This window comes from Flavobacterium sp. 9AF (assembly GCF_902506265.1).
Lineage (GTDB): Bacteria > Bacteroidota > Bacteroidia > Flavobacteriales > Flavobacteriaceae > Flavobacterium.
In genome coordinates this window covers 1-19,170 of record NZ_LR733585.1, presented here as the reverse complement: position 1 = coordinate 19,170, position 19,170 = coordinate 1, and the positions used below count along the sequence as shown (strand labels likewise).

Genomic DNA, 19,170 nt, shown 5'->3' with positions numbered 1-19,170 from the left:
ATTCAAAATAAACGTCTTATTTTTTAGATATTAAAAAAAAATTGAATTATTTATTATTATAAATCAAAGATAATTTTGTAAAATTGTTCTCAATGATATTATTTTATCATTATTATATCAAATAATTTCAATTTAATAACAAATCAATGAAAAATAAAAATCATTTTTATAGGGAAATAACACCATTATCAAAAAATGATAGCTTTATAATATTTGATAGAGTAAAAGACAAATTCGATTTTCCGATTCATTATCATCCTGAATTTGAGATAAATTTTATAGAAAATGGTAAAGGTGTAAGAAGAGTCATTGGTGACCACATGGAAGAAATTGAAGAGATTGAATTGGTTTTAATTGGGCCAAATTTATATCATGGTTGGGAACAACATAATTGCAAAAGTTCAAAAATACACGAAATAACTATTCAATTTCACAATGATTTGTTTGATGATTCTTTGTTAGAAAGAAGAATAATGACTGATATAAAAGAAATGTTTAATCGATCCATCCATGGCATTTTATTTTCCAAAAAAACAGCTTTAGCTTTAAAAGAACAATTAATTCAATTGCCTCGATTAGAAGGAATGGATTATTTCTTACAAATTATATCTATACTTCAAGATATGGCTAATTCGAGAAATCAAAGATTATTATCCTCTTATACAATTGATTTTGACAAATTTGAAGACGATGATAAAATGAAAATTGTATATGATTATATCCAAAAAAACTTTGCAGAAAAAATCACACTAAATGAAGTTGCTGAAGCCGTTTCAATGGGTGTAGTCTCTTTTAATAGATTTATCAAAAAAAGAACCAATAAAACATTTGTCAATTATTTAAATGACATTAGAGTAGGATATGCAGCAAGATGGCTTATCGAAAAAGATCTTAGCATTTCAGAAATCGCTTTCAAAGCGGGCTTCAATAACATTGCAAATTTTAATAGAATTTTCAAAAACAAAAAAAATACTACACCTAGCCAATACCGAGATGAATTTAATGGCATGAAACGCTTTTTGTAAATAAAATCAACTCTATAATATTAATTTGTCATTTTATTTTAAAAAAAAGATACTTATCAATGAGAAAATAATAGTATTAAATGATAAAATAATATTAAAATTTTGTTAAGTAGTGATTTAAATTTGTTTCATTGATAATAAATATAGGTTAAAATTACACATACACTAAAATTTATCATTATTTATTTCGATTTTACTAATCTAACTAACTAATAAAATTATGAGGAATTCCCTTTACTATTTAAAGCAATTCTGTGGTAAAAAAAAATATCTCTTTTACTTCTTGTTTGCTTCGCTTAGCTTTATAAATGCACAAGTAACGAATGTGTCAGGAATTGTTACAGACATAAACGGTTTCACACTTCCAGGAGTTAATATTGTTTTAAAAAATTCCAAAATTGGTGCAGTTACTGATTTTGAAGGAAATTATAAAATGGAAAATGTTCCATCTAATGGCGTTTTGGTTTTTACTTATATTGGTTTTCAAAATCAGGAAATAAACATTAATGGAAGAAGCAAAATAAATATAATATTACTAGAGAATGTTAGCGATTTAGAAGAAGTTGTTGTTATTGGTTATGGCACACAAAAGAAAGACGATGTCAATGGTGCTGTTTCCTCTATAAAGGCTACTGATATTGAGAATATAAATCAAGTTAACGTGGATCAAATGTTACAAGGTAAACTCTCAGGAGTTACAGTAACAAATGGTTCTGGTCAACCTGGTTCAGCTGTGTCAATTCGCATAAGAGGAACAACTTCTATAAGTGGTACAAACGAACCTCTATATGTAATAGATGGTGTTCAAATTTCCGGTGATGCAACAGGTAAATCAACTAGTGGAAGGCCAATTTCTGGAAATGATTTTTCATCAAGTGGTGGAAGTGGTAATAATGCAGTTAGTCCACTTTCCATGTTAAATCCAAATGATATAGAATCGGTAGATATTTTAAAAGATGCTTCAGCTACAGCTATTTATGGTTCAAGAGGAGCAAATGGTGTTATTATAATTACCACTAAGTCAGGAAAAAAGAATCAAAACGGAAAAATAACTTATAATGGTTCTACATCAATTTCCCATATTTATAAGCAATTAGACGTAATGAATCTTAGACAATATGCACAACATCAAAATGAATTAGCAGCTATTTTTGGTACAACACCACGAGTTGAGTTCTCACATCCTGAATTATTAGGTGAGGGTACAAATTGGCAGAATGAAATCTATCAAATAGCAATTTCACAAAATCATCAACTTTCTTTTTCTGGAGCTAAAGAGAATACAAACTATTATGTCTCTGGAAGTTTTTTAAATCAGGAAGCAAACATCATTAACTCGGGTTTAAAAAGATATACCATTCGTTTAAATTTAGATACAAAAGTTAAAGATTGGTTGAAAGTAGGAACCAATTTAACAGCGGGTATAACAAATGAAAAATTAACAATCAATCAAAGTTTTACAGGCCTAATAGCAAATGCTTTATTACAAGCACCTGATACACCAGTTACAAATCCTGATGGCAGTTATGGTTCTCCTCCTTCTGGTCAAAATGTTGCCTATTTTAATCCAGTGGCAGAAGCACTAACCAAAGATAATAATCTCATTCGCAAAAATTTTCTTGGCAACTTATATGCTGAAGCGTCAATTCTAAAAGGATTAAAATACAGAATAGAATTATCAGGAAATACAGAATTTTCAGAACACACACTTTTTGAACCAGCATATGATAGAGGTAGTCAATCCAATTTAACTGCCGATTTATATGAAAGAAGACAAAATTGGTATTCTACCATTTTAAAAAATTTAATTACCTATGATTTTAAAATTAAAGACAAGCACAGCTTTACTTTATTAGCAGGGCAAGAAGCTTTAGATAGCCACTGGGAAGGTCTTTTAGCAGATGCACATGATTTTAAAACAAATGATATTTACGGATTAAATTTATCTGACCCAGACCAGCGAAATGTAACTAGTTATAAAGGTAGTAGTTCTTTATGGTCTCTTTTTGGTCGTTTATTATATGATTATAACGACCGTTATAGCTTATCTGCTTCTATTCGTCAAGATACTTCTTCAAAATTTGACCCATCTACAGGTAATAATCAAACGGGATATTTCCCATCTGTAGCTTTAGGATGGAAATTATCAAGTGAATCTTTTATGCAGAATACAAAAAAATACATTGACAATATTAAATTTAAAGTAGGTTATGGAGAAACAGGAAATCAACAAATTCCAAACAATAGATATTCTGCTATTCTAGGCGCACAAAGTAATAGCTTTTTACCTTCTAATTTTCCTAATCCAAATTTAAAATGGGAATCCATGCAACAAACAAATTTTGGTATAGATTTTACTTTACTAGAAACAAGATTATCTGCTAGCTTGGATTTCTATAATAAAACTTCAAAAGATTTTCTTTTTCAAATTCCTTGGCCAGCTTACTTAACTGGAGGTATTTCTCAATATGGTGGTATAGATGCTCCTTATTCAAACATTGGAGAAATGGAAAATAAAGGATATGATATTACTTTAAGCTATAAAACCATAAATAATGATAATTTTTCTTGGAATTCCACTTTAGTCTTTTCACAATACAAAAATAAATTAGTTAGTATTCAAGATGGTTTATCTTTAACTCAAGATGTCAATTTAAATGGATATCAACAAACAACTGTTACAAACACCTTAGTAGGACAACCTATCGGGTTATTTTATGGCTATTTAGCTGATGGCTTGTTCACAGATATAACTACTCTAAATAATGCTCCATTACAATTTGGTCAAAGTGTGGGAACAGCTCCTGGAGAAACCTATTTAGGAGATGTAAAATATGTGGATGTCAATGGTGATGGTGTCATAGATACGAAAGATAAAACAATTATTGGTAATCCACATCCTGATTTTACTTTCGGTTTTACCAATAACTTCAAATACAAAAATTTAGATTTATCTATTTTCTTTCAAGGTTCTTACGGTAATGATATCTTAAATTTAACCAGAAGAGCAGGTATTTCAAATGATGAATTGTATAAAAATCAATTGGTTGATGCTTTAAATTACTGGACACCAACCAATACAGATACAGATATTCCTAGACCAATTGGTAATACTGCCAATCAAAACACCGTTATGTCTGATCGTTATGTAGAAGATGGTTCTTACATAAGGCTGCAAAATGTTACTTTAGGATATAATCTTCCTTCAAATTTTTTAAACAAATATAAGATTACAAGAGTACGATTATATGCCACTGCTCAAAACTTGGCCACATTTACTAAATATACTGGTTATGATCCAGAAGTAGGTTCATATAACCAAAACGTCCTTCTATCAGGGATTGATAATGGTAGATTTCCATCTCCAAGATCTTACTCGTTTGGACTTAATTTAGAATTTTAAAAAATTGCAAAATGAAAACAAAAAAAACTTTTAAAAAAGTAAGTCTATTCTTAATAGCACTTACACTAATTGTACCTATTTCTTGTACAAAAGAGTTCACTGATAGACCTTCTGAAGATCAGGTTAGTTTAGACGCTTACTACAGTTCTAATAATCAAGTAGCTACCGCAACAAATGCCATGTATAATAGAACTTGGTTTCAATTTAATAATAAATTCTTTTATGCAATAGCGGAAGTAGGTTCTGGAAATATGTACACAAATTCTAGCGATGTGAACGCTATGAGAAACTTCTCTCTTTTAGGGAGTGATCCTGAGCTTTTTAATGGATGGACTTCTTTGTGGGCTAATATAGCACAAGCCAATGCTATTATCAATTTTTTACCTGGAAGAGTAGGTCCAGCTGTTGATAGTAATGTTTTGAATAACACAGTTGGGGAAGCTTATTTTATGCGAGCAACTGCTTACTTTTACTTAGTTCGATTATGGGGAGCGGTTCCAATTATAGAAAACAACCTTGACTTTGCTGAAAGCCCAATAATCCCTAAAAACAGAGTACAAGATATTTATGAATTAATAAAAAGAGATTATATAAAAGCCTCAGAATTATTGTATGAAAAAAACAGAGGCACTAATTATGCTAATAACGCCCATGTTTCTAAAGGTTCTGCAAAAGCAATGTTAGCCAAAGTATATTTGTATTTAGAAGATTATTCAAATGCAAAATTATTAGCAGAAGAAGTTATTAACTCGGGCGAATTTAAATTATTTGGTGGTACCTCATTACCAAGTAACTCATTTGCTGATTTATTCAAATATGAATATAACAATAATCAAGAATCTATTTTTGCTTTACAATGGAAAACGGATGGAAATTATGGTTCTGGAAACAACTGCAATACTCAATTTGGAATAAGCACATCAAATGTTTCCACTTCCAATGCAACATATGGAGGGGTTTTTGCTCCTTCTCAAGATATTCTAAATTTATATGAAACAAATGACTTAAGAAGAAAAGAAACCATAATGTTACCAGGAGATGTTTATCCAAATATTTTAGCAAAGTTTGGATCAAATTTTGGTCAATTAGTTGTTCCTCCAGCTAATGAAATAGGCGGACAAGGTGCAGGAGCAGCGATAAAAAAGTATTGCATAGGAATAGTTAATGGAAATACAACAGGACCTGCTGATACTTGGGCAATGATGAACAATAGCACCTATATTATGCGTTATGCAGAATTATTATTAATCCATGCCGAAGCGATTTTGGCAGGAGGTTCAAGTACATCAGATGTAAATGCACTTACTTCATTTAACGCAGTTAGAGAAAGAGCAGGTTTAACACCTTTAACAACTATAACTTTTGATGATATCTTTACAGAAAGAAGAAAAGAACTTGCTTTTGAAGGAGATTATTGGTTTGACTTAGGACGAATTCCAAGAGCAAATGCCATTGCGATTATGGCTGCTCAAAACAGAGGTAACATGGATTTTGCAGAATACTTTACTCCTACTACAGGAAACAGTCCTGATAATAATGGTAATGATTTTTTATTGCCTTATCCTGATAATGATGTAGCAAAAAATCCAAAATTAAACGAAGAACCTGTTCCATATCAATTCTAAAAATTACTTAAATATATATAAGATGAAAAAATTAAATTTTAAGTTTTTATTGTTGTTATTTTCACTAAGTATTTTTATATCCTGTTCTGAAGATGACAGCAATAATGGGAAAAATCCACCAATAATAGATAATGTAAGTTTAGCTAGTGATCCCGATTTGAATCCGGTAACACAAGGTTATGCAAATAATATGTATATCATACAAGGCTCAGGATTTAGTGCAACACAAAAGATATATTTCAATGATGTAGATACTTATTTCAATCCTACATTGGTTACTGATAATGCCATCTTTGTAACAATCGACATAGAAACTCCCTATGAAGGAGGCTCAAATAAATTAATTGTGGTAACTAAAAATGGAAGAGCTGAATATGATTTTGTAGTAGCACCTCCAGCACCTATTGTACAAAGTTTTCAACCAGTTAATGCAATAGAAGGAGATCAAATTACCATTTATGGGAACTATTTTCTTAATCCTACAGTAACTTTTGACGGAATTCCTGTAACTATTATTTCAAATTCATTAACAGAAATTGTAGCCATTATGCCTGCAAATGCCCAACACAAATACATTGAAGTAGAAACAATTTCTGGGAGCACATCCTGGGGAACTGCTGTAGGAACTGCTATCTATGATGACAATTTTTATGCACCATGGGATATAGAATCATGGAATAATCATGAATATATTTCAGATTTATCAGCCGCTTTTCAAGGAACAACTTTTATCAAAAAAGAGATTCCAGGTTGGGACAACATTCAAGGAAATTGGAATTATGATGATCAAATAGCACAATACACAGGAATTAAATTCGCTGTCCGCTCTGACACACCTGGTAAATTAGTTCTTATTTTTAATGGAAGTAATTGGGGAAATAGTAGTTTTTCTTTTAACACAACAAATGAATGGACTGAAGTAAAATTTACTTGGCAACAATTAAATAATCCAGCAGCTTTACAGAATATTTCTTTCCAAGAATTTACTGGTCAAACCCACAATTATTATTTTGACAACATTACTTATACAATAGATTAAATTTGATTAACAGAGTTAGTTTTCAAAAGCATCTCATCTCGGTTTTTGAGGTGCTTTTTTATATAAATAAATTATGAGAATACAAATAACTATTTTTTTTTGTTTCTTCTTTCTAAATTCTTTTTCTCAAAAGTACAATCAATTAGCACCTAGCCCTCCTATGGGTTGGAATACTTGGAATACTTTTGAAATTAATATTGACGAAAAACTAATAAAAGAAACAGCTGACATAATAGTAGCTTCTGGAATGAAAGAAGCTGGTTATACCTACGTTGTACTAGATGATGGTTGGATGACAATGGAGAGAGACAACAATGGAAATTTAGTTCCAGATCCCAAAAAGTTTCCAAGTGGAATGAAGGCTTTAATCGATTATGTACATGCTAAAGGGTTGAAATTTGGATTATATAATTGTGCAGGAACAAAAACGTGTGCTGGTTACCCAGGAACAAGAGGATATGAATATCAAGATGCTCGTTTTTATGCAAACTTAGAAATCGATTTCTTAAAATACGATTGGTGCAATACAGAAGGAATTAATGCAAAAGAAGCATATACTACGATGAGTAAAGCACTGAAAAAAGCGGGAAGACCAATTATTTTTAGTTTGTGTGAATGGGGAGATAATCAACCTTGGGATTGGGCAGAACCTGTAGGCAATTTATGGCGTATTTCAGGAGACATTTATCCTTGTTATGATTGCGAATTCAAGTACGATACTTGGTCGTCATGGGGATTTTTTAAAATAGCTGAAATGCGTAAAAACATTCGTCAGTTTGCTGGACCAGATCATTGGAACGATTTTGATATGATGGAAGTGGGCAACGGAATGATTTTTGAAGAAGACAAATCACATTTTGCACTCTGGTGTATGCTTGCTTCCCCATTAATTGCAGGAAATGATCTTAGAAATATGTCTAAAAAAACGTTATCCATTTTAACAAATAGAGAGTTATTAAACATAAATCAAGATCGTTTAGGTATTCAAGGATTTAAATATAGCGATAAGAATGGATTATCTATTTGGTTTAAACCACTTGAAGACAATAGTTGGGCTGTTTCTTTTTTTAACAAAAACGATGAAGAAATTAAAATAGATTTCGACTGGAAAAAACAGCATGTAATTGATGAAGTAAATAACATAAGTCCCTCTTTTAATACAACATTCTATAACATTAGAGATGCTTGGCAACATAAAGATTTACTGTCAACAAATGAATCTTTTAAAGCGAATTTAGCTTCTCATGATGTTATAACCTTAATTTTAAAAAAAATATAAATGAAAAATATAGTCCTATTTATAGTATTAATTAGTTTCAATTTACAGGCTCAATTTGTAAAAAAAAATGGACAATTAAGAGTAGAAGGAACACAGTTAGTAAACGAAAATGGAAACCCTATTGTTTTGAGAGGTGTCAGTCTCGGTTGGCACAGCTTATGGCCTCGTTTTTATAATAAAAAAACGGTAAAATGGCTTAAAGAAGATTGGAATTGTAATGTTGTAAGAGCCGCTATGGGAATTGAATTTGGAAGTAATAACTATCTTGAAAATCCTTCATTTTCAAAAGAAAAATTAAAAGCAGTCATTGATGGAGCTATAAAAGAAGATATTTACGTTATTATAGATTGGCATAGTCATAATGTAAATTTGGAAGAAGCTAAAATTTTTTTCAATACCATTTCAAAAGAATATGGTAACTATCCTAATATAATTTATGAAGTATTCAATGAACCAGATTATGAAACTTGGGAGGAAGTAAAGGCGTATTCAGAAGAAATAATTCGTGTTATTCGTTCAAACGATCCAGATAATATTATTTTAGTTGGATCTCCCAAATGGGATCAAGAAGTACAATTAGCTGCGGCTGATCCAATATTAGGCTATACTAACCTAATGTACACAATGCATTTTTATGCAGCTACACATGAAAAATGGCTACGCGATAGAGTGGATCAAGCATTAAAAGATGGTTTGCCCATTTTTATTTCTGAAAGTGCTGGTGTGGAAGCATCTGGTGATGGTGTGTTAAATAAAGAAGCTTGGCAAGAATATATAGATTGGATGGAATCTAAGAAATTGAGTTGGATTACATGGTCCATTTCCGATAAAGAAGAAACTTGTTCCATGCTATTGAAATCGGCTTCCTCTAATGGTCATTGGAAACTTTCAGATTTAAAAGAAAGCGGTATAAAAACTAGGGAATATTTAAGGGCACTCAATAAATGATTTAATAAATAAGGCAATCCAAAAAGTATATTCTTGTTAATCTATCCCAAACTTCGAGATAATTTCAGTCTCAAAACAAAACTAACAATCAGTTATTTAAAGCTGAAATGAATTTAGATAACAAATTTGTAAACTTTTTGGGTTGCCTCTTTCCATATTATTGATTAATACGAATCTGTTAGCGTTTTCATAAATAAAACCAAATCTTTCTTTTCTTTGTTAGATAAATGAAGCGAATCAAAAGGTAACGTTTGATTTTCTAAAGGTATTCCTAAACCAATACCTCCTCCTCTATTATAGAAATCTACAATTTCTTCTAAAGAGGTATACACCCCATTATGCATATAAGGTGCTGTTTTTTCAATATTTCTAATTGTGGGGGTTTTAAAAAAATATTTCCTTTCTTCCGTTTTATAAATTTCGTAGCGCCCTAAATCTTCATCAATAGTAACAATTAATGTATCTTTTGTTTTTGGAACACCTATTAATTCCAATTCAGATTCTTTAAAAGATACTGGAACCAATCCGTTAAATAATGGTGCAAAATGACAAGTTGCACATTTCGCTTTTCCCATAAAAAGATTGAAGCCATTGATTTCACTTTCTGTTAAAGTATTTTCTTTGCCTTGCATATTCAAATCAAATTTTGAATTAAAAGGATTAAGCGACATGATATAAGAAGCAATAGCATTCCTAATGATATGATTATCAATTTCTTTTTTATATATTTTTTTAAAAGCCACAACATAATCTTCCTTTTCCATAACTCTTTTCTCTAAATCATTTAAAGACAAATGAAATTCGTTTGGATTATTCACAACATCAATTATTTGACCTTCTAAACTGCCCGTTCGTTTATCGTGAAAAAAACCTTTTTGTAAAGCAGCATAAAATAACGTGGGAGAATTTCGACTTGTTCCAGGAGATTTAACTAAACCATCTGTAAAATACAATTCTTGTTTATGACACGTAGCACAACTAATTGATTTATTGTATGATAAACTTTTATCTTCGAATAGCAATTTGCCTAGCTGTACTTTTTCATCCTCTAAAGGATTTCCTTTTTGGTCTGTAAAAAAATTAATATTAAATGTTTTGTTATCAAATAAATTATTAACTTCATAATTTATAGGTTGTTTGAAAGGAAAAACTACTTCCCAATCTTTTACCGTTTGATTCCAAAGAATTAATGCAGTATGCGTATGTTCTTTGATAAAATTATATCTATTAAAACTATCGAAATTTTTATCAGACAAAAAAGAAATAGTGGCATCAAATTGTTTTATCCAATTCTGATAAATTTGTTTATTTCTAAATTGAGGTTCATATATAGTAATGATTTCTTTCAAAGATAAATAAACCATTTTACTATCTTCCAATGAGTTAGACAAAACGGGAGAATCGAAACCTGTTATTCCTGTTAATGCAACCCTATTAATTGCATCTCTAAGAATCCATAACACATGATGTTCTTTTAAAAATCCTAAAGTCAAATTTTTGTGAATTAACTTTAAACGATTTGATGTGAATACCACATTCTTCTTTAATATAGGGTGTTCCAATTTTTCTTCACTAAATAGCATTTCTTCAATTACTTGAAAACCTTGCGGCTCATCAATTTTTATATCGGTAAAATCTTCTTCTTTTATTTTCAGAATATTAGGCTGGTTCAAATAATTATAGTTTCCAGTATCTGTAAAAGCTAAAATAGGCTCGCACATTTTAAAAAAATTTCTTGCTTTCAAATACCATTCTTTTTTCTTTTCCAAACTCTCTATTTTATTTAAGGAATCTAAAGCTAAAGAAGCTTCCCATAATTGTCTCTTAAATTGAATTTCTATCTTTTGTAAAGGAGTTAACGTTTCATATATTTCCTTTTTTTTACAGCTAAAGCTTATAAAAGCCAAAAGGCTATATAGAAATATAGCCTTTGACCAATTATTTATCAATACCTTAAACATATTAACGCTCTAAACCTTTTATCAAATACAATTGACTTCCTTCTTTTCTTGATGTATTTGTTATAGCAGATGGATCTACAAAAGCATCATTATTCCATCCATGATTTTGTGTACAAATTAAGAAACTACCTTCTATGCCTATGATATCAGACACATCTATCATACCAGTTAATTCCCAAAGACTTGAAATAGATCCTACTCCTGCGTTTGCAGCTGCTACTTGATCACATTCTAAAACCACTTTTAAAGCACCTGTATTTAAATTATACTGATATAAATAGGGATAATGTGTTTTATCTGCTGTATCTGGATAACCATTTGGATCTTCTTGGATATAGACATAATTTTTAGTTACAACCACATTATCTGGACTATGGAATTGTTTAGCTACACCTGCAAAATTATCGCCATCCAATACACAAGTTATGGTTGCTATTTTTGGATCATTAGCATCTAAAACTACCTTATATATTCTTCCGTAGAATGTTCCTTTTCCTGTTAAAGCAGTAGTTTTTCTACCTGTAACAGCAAAATAAATTTCTCTATTCGCAGTAGCTGAACCTTTTCTATAATCGATATCTTCTACTCTAGAGAATCCCATAATTCCCTTATCTCTAGATTCTTGTTCTAATTCGTTAAGGGTTCTTTCTGCATATTCCACAAATTCAGCTTGATATGTAGTTCCTTCTTGCATGTCCATCTCAAAATTTATTCCTGCAGTTGTAACTTTCAATCCGTACAATTTACCACCTGCTAAATCTCCTCTATTACCTAAATACATGGCCAATTGTCCAGAAGGAGTTGTATTATCTCCTGTATCATCTCCTATGAAAGCCACTGTTTTAGAAGGATAAGCATCTTTACCAATAACTACTGCGTTTTCAGTTGACCATTGTCCCATAGCTGGCAACATAGTGGCTAATTCAGCATCTTCAGCATTTTTAAAAGGATTGGTAGCAAAAATTCCTTGAGAAGAACCATCCCATTCTCCTCCAGATAAAAATAAAGGTCCAAAACCATGTTCTTCAGGTGTAATTAAAGATCCCGAACACTGAGCTGTACCAGTAGTTGCTAATGCATTTAAAATATATTCCCCTTTTATAGGTTTAAAAGTTTTATCAAAGGTAATTCTTGCTATTGAATAATGAGCCTCAATATTATTTATTAAAGTGAATGTTCCATCATTCATTTTCATTAATCCCATTCCATCAGCCATTGAACCGTAAACAAAATTAGGTGATTGTTCTAATTGATCTTCTGAACTTAATAAAGAATAAATTTCAAGATTTTCAAAACCTGCTTTTTTACTTAGATAAGCTTCTGTTTCAGAATGATTTTTAAGGGTTACTTGTTCTGTAGTTTCATTACTCGAGTTATCATCATCATTACAAGACAATACGGTAAGAGATAAAGCAAGTAATAAAAGTGATTTAAAGTTTTTTTTCATAATACTTGTTGGTTGATTATTTTGATTTACAAATCTAAATTGACATTGTAAACAAAAAGTAAAACAAGTATTATGATAGTTGTATTTTTACTTTATCAAAACTTTACATTAACGTTACTATCTTAATTTTTTATTAAATTTTGGTGAATTCTAATCATTCGAAAATCATAAATGCTTTAGCATTTCTTTTTCTGATGCCGTTAATTTCCAACTCAAAGCACCAGAATCTTCATAGAATTGATTCGGTAAGGTGTGCGCTTCAATTTTTTGTAAAATAGAAGGATGTACATAGTAGGATTTACAAACGGTGGGTGTATTTCCTAATTCATCAGCTACCATTCTAATTAAGGTATTACTGAACTTCTTTTTAGTACTGGAGGCAATCGCTTCTAAAGCATAAGGATACAATTCAACAGATAATCTTGTCGCTACCCAAGTTCTAAAATCTTTACTTGAAAAAGCTTCTCCCATATGTGAATGAATGTAAGAATTGACTTCATCACTATCAACAGCATGAAAACAACCCGATTCGTCTTTATATCTAAAAATTTCGTAACCCGGTAACTCCGAAGATTTTTTAATTAATTTCGTTAGAATAGCGTCATCAATTTCTACATGTCTTATTTTATTGCTTTTTCCTTTGTATTCAAAAACAATTTGGTTCTCCTCGAAATGCATGTGTTTTCTTCTTAAAGTAGTTAATCCAAAGGTTCCATTTTGAGAAGCATACTGTTTGTTGCCAATTCGAATTCCTGTTTCATCTAAGATTAAAATCAATAACGCAATGATTTTATCTTTATCCCATTTCTTAGTTTGTACATCTGCTATGACTTTTTTTCTAAAACTTTCCAAAGCGGTTCCAAAATCTTTCATCTTAGCAAACTTTTCTTCTTGTTGTTTTTTTTCAAAAGCAGAATGATAAATATATTGTTTTCTTCCTTTGGCATCTCTACCAATGGCCTGAATATGACCATCATCCCATTTACAGATGTACACATCAGTCCACATAGGAGGAATTATTAACTTACGAAATCGATTCAATAATTTTTGGTTGGTAATTTTTTTTCCATCCTCATCGAAATATTGAAACCCTTTGCCATACTTACGTTTGTGAATCGACATAGCTTCGTCATCTACATGTTTAAATTGCCATTTTGATTTCAATTTTTTCATACTTTATATTTTAACCGTTCTTAATCGAAGTGCATTTGCAATTACAGAAACCGAACTAAAGCTCATGGCTAAAGCAGCGATCATAGGTGACAATAACATTCCAAAAAAAGGAAATAACAGTCCGGCAGCTATTGGAATTCCAATAGAATTATAAATGAAGGCAAAAAATAGATTTTGCTTTATATTTTTCATTACGGCATGGCTTAATTCTTTTGCATTTACAATTCCTTTTAAATCACCTTTTACTAAAGTAATTTTGGCACTTTCAATAGCCACGTCTGTACCTGTTCCCATTGCAATTCCAATATCGGCTTGCGCTAGTGCTGGAGCATCATTAATTCCATCACCAGCCATGGCTACTATCTTTCCTTGTTCTTGAAGCTTTTTTATGTAATTCAATTTATCTTCTGGCAAACAACTGGCTTTAAAATCTGAGACCTTTAATTCTTCTGCCACTGCTTTAGCGGTTTTTTCGTTGTCTCCAGTGAGCATTACTACAGAAACACCTTGTTCTTTTAATTTTTGAATAGCTTCCAAACTTGTTTTTTTAATAGCGTCTTTTATAGTAATGTAACCTATTAATTTTCCTTCTATAGCGATATAGGAAACCGTTTTGCCTTTTTCTTGTTCTGATTCAACTTCATTTTCAATGCTTTGATTTAGATGGACTTTTTCTTGTTCCAATAATTTTTGGTTCCCCAAAAGAATTCTTTCTTCATTAATTTTACCCACTACTCCCATACCAGTAACAGCATCAAAATCATTTACTTTATAAAAATCAATATTCTTATCTTTTGCAAATGAGACAATTGCATTCGCTAATGGATGTTCACTATTTTGATTTAAAGAGGCTATTTTTGCTAATACTTCATTTTCGTTTGCTTCATTTACCACTATCTTTTCAACCGATGGTTTACCTTCTGTTAAGGTTCCCGTTTTATCCGTAATTAGAACATCTATCTTATCCATTTTTTCTATGGCTTCTGCATTTTTAATCAATACACCTAATTTGGCTCCTTTTCCTACTCCAACCATAACCGACATTGGAGTTGCCAAACCTAAAGCACACGGACAAGCAATAATTAAGACCGCAATTGCATTTACAAAGGCATATACTAATTTAGGTTCGGGACCAAAAAGCCACCAAATGAAAAAAGTTATAACCGAAATTAGAACTACAATAGGCACAAAATATCTAGAAATTTTATCCACTAAATTTTGTATAGGTGCTCTGGATCTACTTGCCTCAGTAACCATTTGAACAATTTGAGATAATAAGGTGTCTGAACCAATTTTTTCAGCAACCATTAAGAAAGATTGATTCCCATTGATAGTTCCTGATTTTACCTCATCGTTCTCTTTTTTATCAACGGGAATGGGTTCTCCCGAAATCATAGATTCATCAATTGTACTTTTCCCTTCCGTGATTTTCCCATCTACAGGTATTTTTTCTCCTGGTTTCACACGAATTGTATCGCCAATTTGTATATCTTGAATGGAAATTTGTTTTTCTTCTCCATTAACTACAATAGTTGCGTTTGTAGGCGCTAATTTTAATAATTCTTTAATTGCTCCGTTCGTTTTAGTATGTGCTTTTGCTTCTAAAAGTTGTCCCAATAAAACCAAAGTTAAAACCACAGCAGTAGCTTCAAAATATAGATGAACACTTCCTTCAGTTGTTTTAAATTGGTCTGGAAAAAAAGAAGGGAAAAGTAATCCTAATATACTAAAAAGGAAGGCAACTCCTGTTCCAATGCCAATTAAAGTAAACATATTTAGATTCCAATTGACTATCGATTTCCATGCTCTTTCAAAAAACATCCAGCAAGCATAAAACACAACCGGTAACGTTAGAAAAAATTGAACCCAATTCCATGTTTTTAAATCCATCAGTTCATACAGTGGATTATTGGGAATCATATCGGACATGGAAATAATAAAAACAGGAATACTAAATAATAGTGCTATTTTCATTTTATACCATAGTTTTTGATAGTGCTTTTCCTCTTCAGATGTTGAGGGTTGCATCGGTACTAAATCCATTCCGCACTTAGGGCAACTACCAGGCTTATCTTCCATTACTTCTGTATGCATGGGACAAGTATATTTTGTTACCGAATCTAATTCAGGTTGTTTCACTAAATCCATACCACAAACTGGACAATCACCAGAGTTATCGTACACTTTATCCCCTTCGCAATGCATCGGACAATAGTATTTCCCTACAGTGTGATGGTAATTAGTCGTAGATTTCTTTTTATCATTGGTACTGCAACAATCAGAAGGCTTCATTTTATCAGATGTCTGATTACCAATAGAAATTTTATATTTACTTTCCTTTCCTCCTAAAGCATCTTGCAAAACCAGCAACTCAATAGGTTGAGTCATGGTAATAGTTGCTTCTTTGTTTTCTTTTGAAACGGTAACTTCTGTAATATTTTCAATTCCTAACAACCTATTTTTTACAGTAGCTTCACAACTTGAACAAGACATTCCTTCAATAGTATATTTGTGAGTCATAATGGTAGTATTTTGTATCACAAATTTCGGAATATGTAAATCGAATGAGTTACAAAATTATGGATAGATTTTGCAAAATTTATAATTGATCTAATCCTTTTCTTTTCGTCTTATTCAAAGATTTAAAATAGCTTGGTGAAAATCCAGTGACTTTTTTAAATTGATTGCTCAAATGACTTACACTGCTATAATTTAATGCATCGGCAATTTCGGAAAGTGACAATTCATTATAAACAATCAATTCTTTAACTTTTTCAATCTTTAAATTGATAAAGTATTTTTCTATACTTATACCTTCAATATGAGAAAACAAATTACTCAATTTACTATAATCTTGATGCAATTCTTGAGACAAATAATCCGATAAAGTAAGCTTTAAAAGATTATTTTTGAATTGAACCAAATCAATAAGTAGGGTTTTAATTTTTTCTATTATTTTACTATTATTATCGTCTAAAATTTCAAAACCAAAGAGTCTTAATTTTTGGCTTATTGCTTCTTTTTCCATTTGAGAAATCTGATCTTTAAAAATCACTTCTCCTAATTCTACTGAAACTATAGTACAACCTAATTTTTCTAGCTCTGTTTTTACCACCAGAATACAACGGTTACAAACCATATTTTTAATATGGAGTCTATTCATTTTTCTTTTTTATTAAATATACCTAAAATTTTTTAAAAAAAGTGTAACAATTACCTATCCTATGTATCCAAAGGTAAATTTTAAAAATAACTATTATGAAAACCAAATTCTTTTTTTTATCACTATGTTTAATTTTTACATTTCATTATGCAAAAGCACAAAAATCTTTCCAGGTTACTATCTTAGGTAAGGGCGAACCTATACTTTTTTTCCCTGGTTTTGGTTGTCCTGGAGAAGTTTGGGAAGAAACTGTTGCCGAAATATCAAAAACAAATGAGTGCCATGTTTTCACCTTTGCTGGTTTTGGCAACGTTCCGCCTATTGATACACCTTGGTTAAACACCATTAAAAACGAAATAATTACATATGTTAAAGATAAAAAAATACAAAAACCAATTCTTATAGGTCATAGTCTTGGTGGTACTTTAAGTTTATGGCTAAGTTCTCTTGAAAATAATTTATTTAAAAAAGCGATACTTGTAGATGCTTTACCTTGTACAGCTGCTTTAATGATTCCTAATTACAAAGGAGATTATATAGAATATGATAATCCACAGAGCAAAATGATGCTAGAAATGGATAAATCAGCATTTGAACAGATGAATATACAAACCATTTCTTTTATGTGTTTGAATAAATCAAAACATACTATTCTTGCTAAATGGATGAATGCAGTTGACAGAAAAACGTATGTGTATGGTTATATTGATATGCTAAATTTAGATTTACGTAAGGAAATATCAAAAATTAAAATTCCTGTTGTAATTTTAGCTGCTAGCAATCCTAGTCTAGAAGTTGTAAAAAAAACATATGAATCCCAATATCAAAATCTACCTTCAGCAACTATACAATATGCCGAAAAATCAGCACACTTTGTCATGTATGATCAAACAGAATGGTTTATAAATAGTATAAAAAAAGCTATACAATAACGTGGAAATACAAGAACAATTTAACCAACTTTTTCAAAATTATTACCCAAAGGTTTTCCGTTTATGCAAAGGATATTTTTCTGGAAATCATCATTTGGCTGAAGAAATAACCCAAGAAATTTTTATCATCATTTGGGAGAAATTAAACACTTTTAGAAATGAGTCCTCTATAAGCACATGGATTTATAGAATAACTGTAAACCGTTGCTTACTCTATTTAAGAAATAAAAAAACGAAAAATGACATCGCTACCTCTTCATTTAAAGATATTACTGATGAAAATGAATCGGATGAAAAAGAAGCGCAATTAAAAAAAATGTATGATTGTATTCAAAAATTAGATGAAACTAATAAAATGATAATTTTAATGGTGTTAGAAAATATTGATTATGATAAAATTTCAGAAATAATTGGAATAACAGAAGAAAATCTAAGAGTTAAAATACATAGAATTAAAAAAAAGCTAACCCAATGTGTACAAATATGAAGACTTTTGACGAATTAGAAAACATATGGAAAAAACAGACCGAAATTAAACCTAATATAACATCGGATCAAATAATTGAAATAGCAAAAAAACAGGCTACAAAAATAAAAAGAAATCATATGGGTACTCTAATAACTATATGCATAACTACCGTTATATTAATCCTTTATTTTTTTGGATTTGGATTGTATTCACTATCTTTTTTTTCAATTGGTTTAGGATTAATGATATTATCTTTGGTTTTTAGAATATTCTTTGAACTTGACAGTCTAAAAAAATTTAAAAAAATTAACTACGAATTGTCGTTTATTGCATATTCTCATCAAATCACACAATTCTATCAATGGAGAAGAATAATTCATTTTAGAATGACACCAATAATTTATGTTATTTATATTATAGGTTTCAGCTTATTATTACCTACTTTTCAAAAAAGTTTCTCAATGGGCTTTTTTGTTTATATCTTAATTAGTGGCTATGGATTTCTTATAGGTTTTATATTTTTCATGAGAAAAAAAATAAAAGAGGAGATGAAAACATTAGACTTTTTAAAAAAAATACATGTCTTGTCCTGAAATAGCGATACACAAATTTCATCGTTATGGAAACACCTCAAGAAATTAGCTATGTAAAGCGTACTCAGAAAGACTATTCCATGTCTTTAAAACTTCAAATTGTTCAAGAAATA

General features: G+C 30.5%; 14 protein-coding genes. 9 read left to right on the top strand and 5 right to left on the bottom strand.

The window, feature by feature from the left end:
* Positions 1-146 precede the first annotated feature (146 nt).
* The 6 genes from HALO113_RS15880 (at position 147) to HALO113_RS15855 (ending at position 9,319) form a co-directional block, all read left to right on the top strand.
* Positions 147-1,025, top strand: a complete 879-nt coding sequence (locus HALO113_RS15880) for an AraC family transcriptional regulator (RefSeq protein WP_159780085.1) — start codon at positions 147-149, stop codon at positions 1,023-1,025.
* Positions 1,026-1,245: 220 nt separating this feature from the next.
* Positions 1,246-4,428, top strand: coding sequence for a TonB-dependent receptor (locus tag HALO113_RS15875; protein WP_159780083.1), 3,183 nt, complete (start codon positions 1,246-1,248; stop codon positions 4,426-4,428).
* 11 nt (positions 4,429-4,439) lie between these two features.
* Positions 4,440-6,053, top strand: a complete 1,614-nt coding sequence (locus HALO113_RS15870) for a RagB/SusD family nutrient uptake outer membrane protein (protein WP_159780081.1) — start codon at positions 4,440-4,442, stop codon at positions 6,051-6,053.
* A 22-nt stretch (positions 6,054-6,075) separates the two neighbouring features.
* Positions 6,076-7,092, top strand: a complete 1,017-nt coding sequence (locus HALO113_RS15865; protein ID WP_159780079.1) for an IPT/TIG domain-containing protein — start codon at positions 6,076-6,078, stop codon at positions 7,090-7,092.
* Positions 7,093-7,165: 73 nt separating this feature from the next.
* Entirely contained in the window at positions 7,166-8,371 is a 1,206-nt protein-coding gene (locus HALO113_RS15860) for a glycoside hydrolase family 27 protein (protein WP_201297679.1), read from the top strand.
* Entirely contained in the window at positions 8,372-9,319 is a 948-nt protein-coding gene (locus HALO113_RS15855; protein WP_201297677.1) for a glycoside hydrolase family 5 protein, read from the top strand.
* A 164-nt stretch (positions 9,320-9,483) separates the two neighbouring features.
* Here HALO113_RS15855 and HALO113_RS15850 read toward each other — a convergent pair whose 3' ends face one another.
* The 5 genes from HALO113_RS15850 to HALO113_RS15830 form a co-directional block, all read right to left on the bottom strand.
* Positions 9,484-11,226, bottom strand: a complete 1,743-nt coding sequence (locus HALO113_RS15850; protein WP_236554757.1) for a cytochrome-c peroxidase — start codon at positions 11,224-11,226, stop codon at positions 9,484-9,486.
* A 55-nt stretch (positions 11,227-11,281) separates the two neighbouring features.
* Positions 11,282-12,727, bottom strand: coding sequence for an alkaline phosphatase PhoX (locus HALO113_RS15845; RefSeq protein ID WP_159780077.1), 1,446 nt, complete (start codon positions 12,725-12,727; stop codon positions 11,282-11,284).
* A 165-nt stretch (positions 12,728-12,892) separates the two neighbouring features.
* Entirely contained in the window at positions 12,893-13,900 is a 1,008-nt protein-coding gene (locus tag HALO113_RS15840) for a DNA topoisomerase IB (RefSeq protein ID WP_159780076.1), read from the bottom strand.
* A 3-nt stretch (positions 13,901-13,903) separates the two neighbouring features.
* Positions 13,904-16,420, bottom strand: coding sequence for a heavy metal translocating P-type ATPase (locus HALO113_RS15835; RefSeq protein ID WP_159780075.1), 2,517 nt, complete (start codon positions 16,418-16,420; stop codon positions 13,904-13,906).
* A gap of 79 nt (positions 16,421-16,499) precedes the next feature.
* The gene (locus HALO113_RS15830) at positions 16,500-17,063 is read right to left on the bottom strand and encodes an AraC family transcriptional regulator (RefSeq protein WP_159780074.1); all 564 of its coding nucleotides are present in this window, start codon (positions 17,061-17,063) and stop codon (positions 16,500-16,502) included.
* A 95-nt stretch (positions 17,064-17,158) separates the two neighbouring features.
* Between HALO113_RS15830 and HALO113_RS15825 the strand changes: the two genes are divergently transcribed.
* The 3 genes from HALO113_RS15825 to HALO113_RS15815 are packed head-to-tail and all read left to right on the top strand — an operon-like array spanning position 17,159 to position 19,057.
* Positions 17,159-17,995 carry an alpha/beta fold hydrolase gene (locus HALO113_RS15825; protein WP_159780073.1) on the top strand — a complete coding sequence of 279 codons (837 nt, stop codon included), beginning with the start codon at positions 17,159-17,161 and terminating at the stop codon, positions 17,993-17,995.
* Between the two features lies 1 nt (position 17,996).
* Entirely contained in the window at positions 17,997-18,482 is a 486-nt protein-coding gene (locus HALO113_RS15820) for an RNA polymerase sigma factor (RefSeq protein ID WP_159780072.1), read from the top strand.
* Positions 18,479-19,057 (top strand): hypothetical protein, encoded by a 579-nt coding sequence (locus HALO113_RS15815; RefSeq protein WP_159780070.1) that lies wholly within the window; start codon positions 18,479-18,481, stop codon positions 19,055-19,057. The genes HALO113_RS15820 and HALO113_RS15815 overlap by 4 nt, the downstream gene beginning before the upstream one ends.
* Positions 19,058-19,170 lie beyond the last annotated feature (113 nt).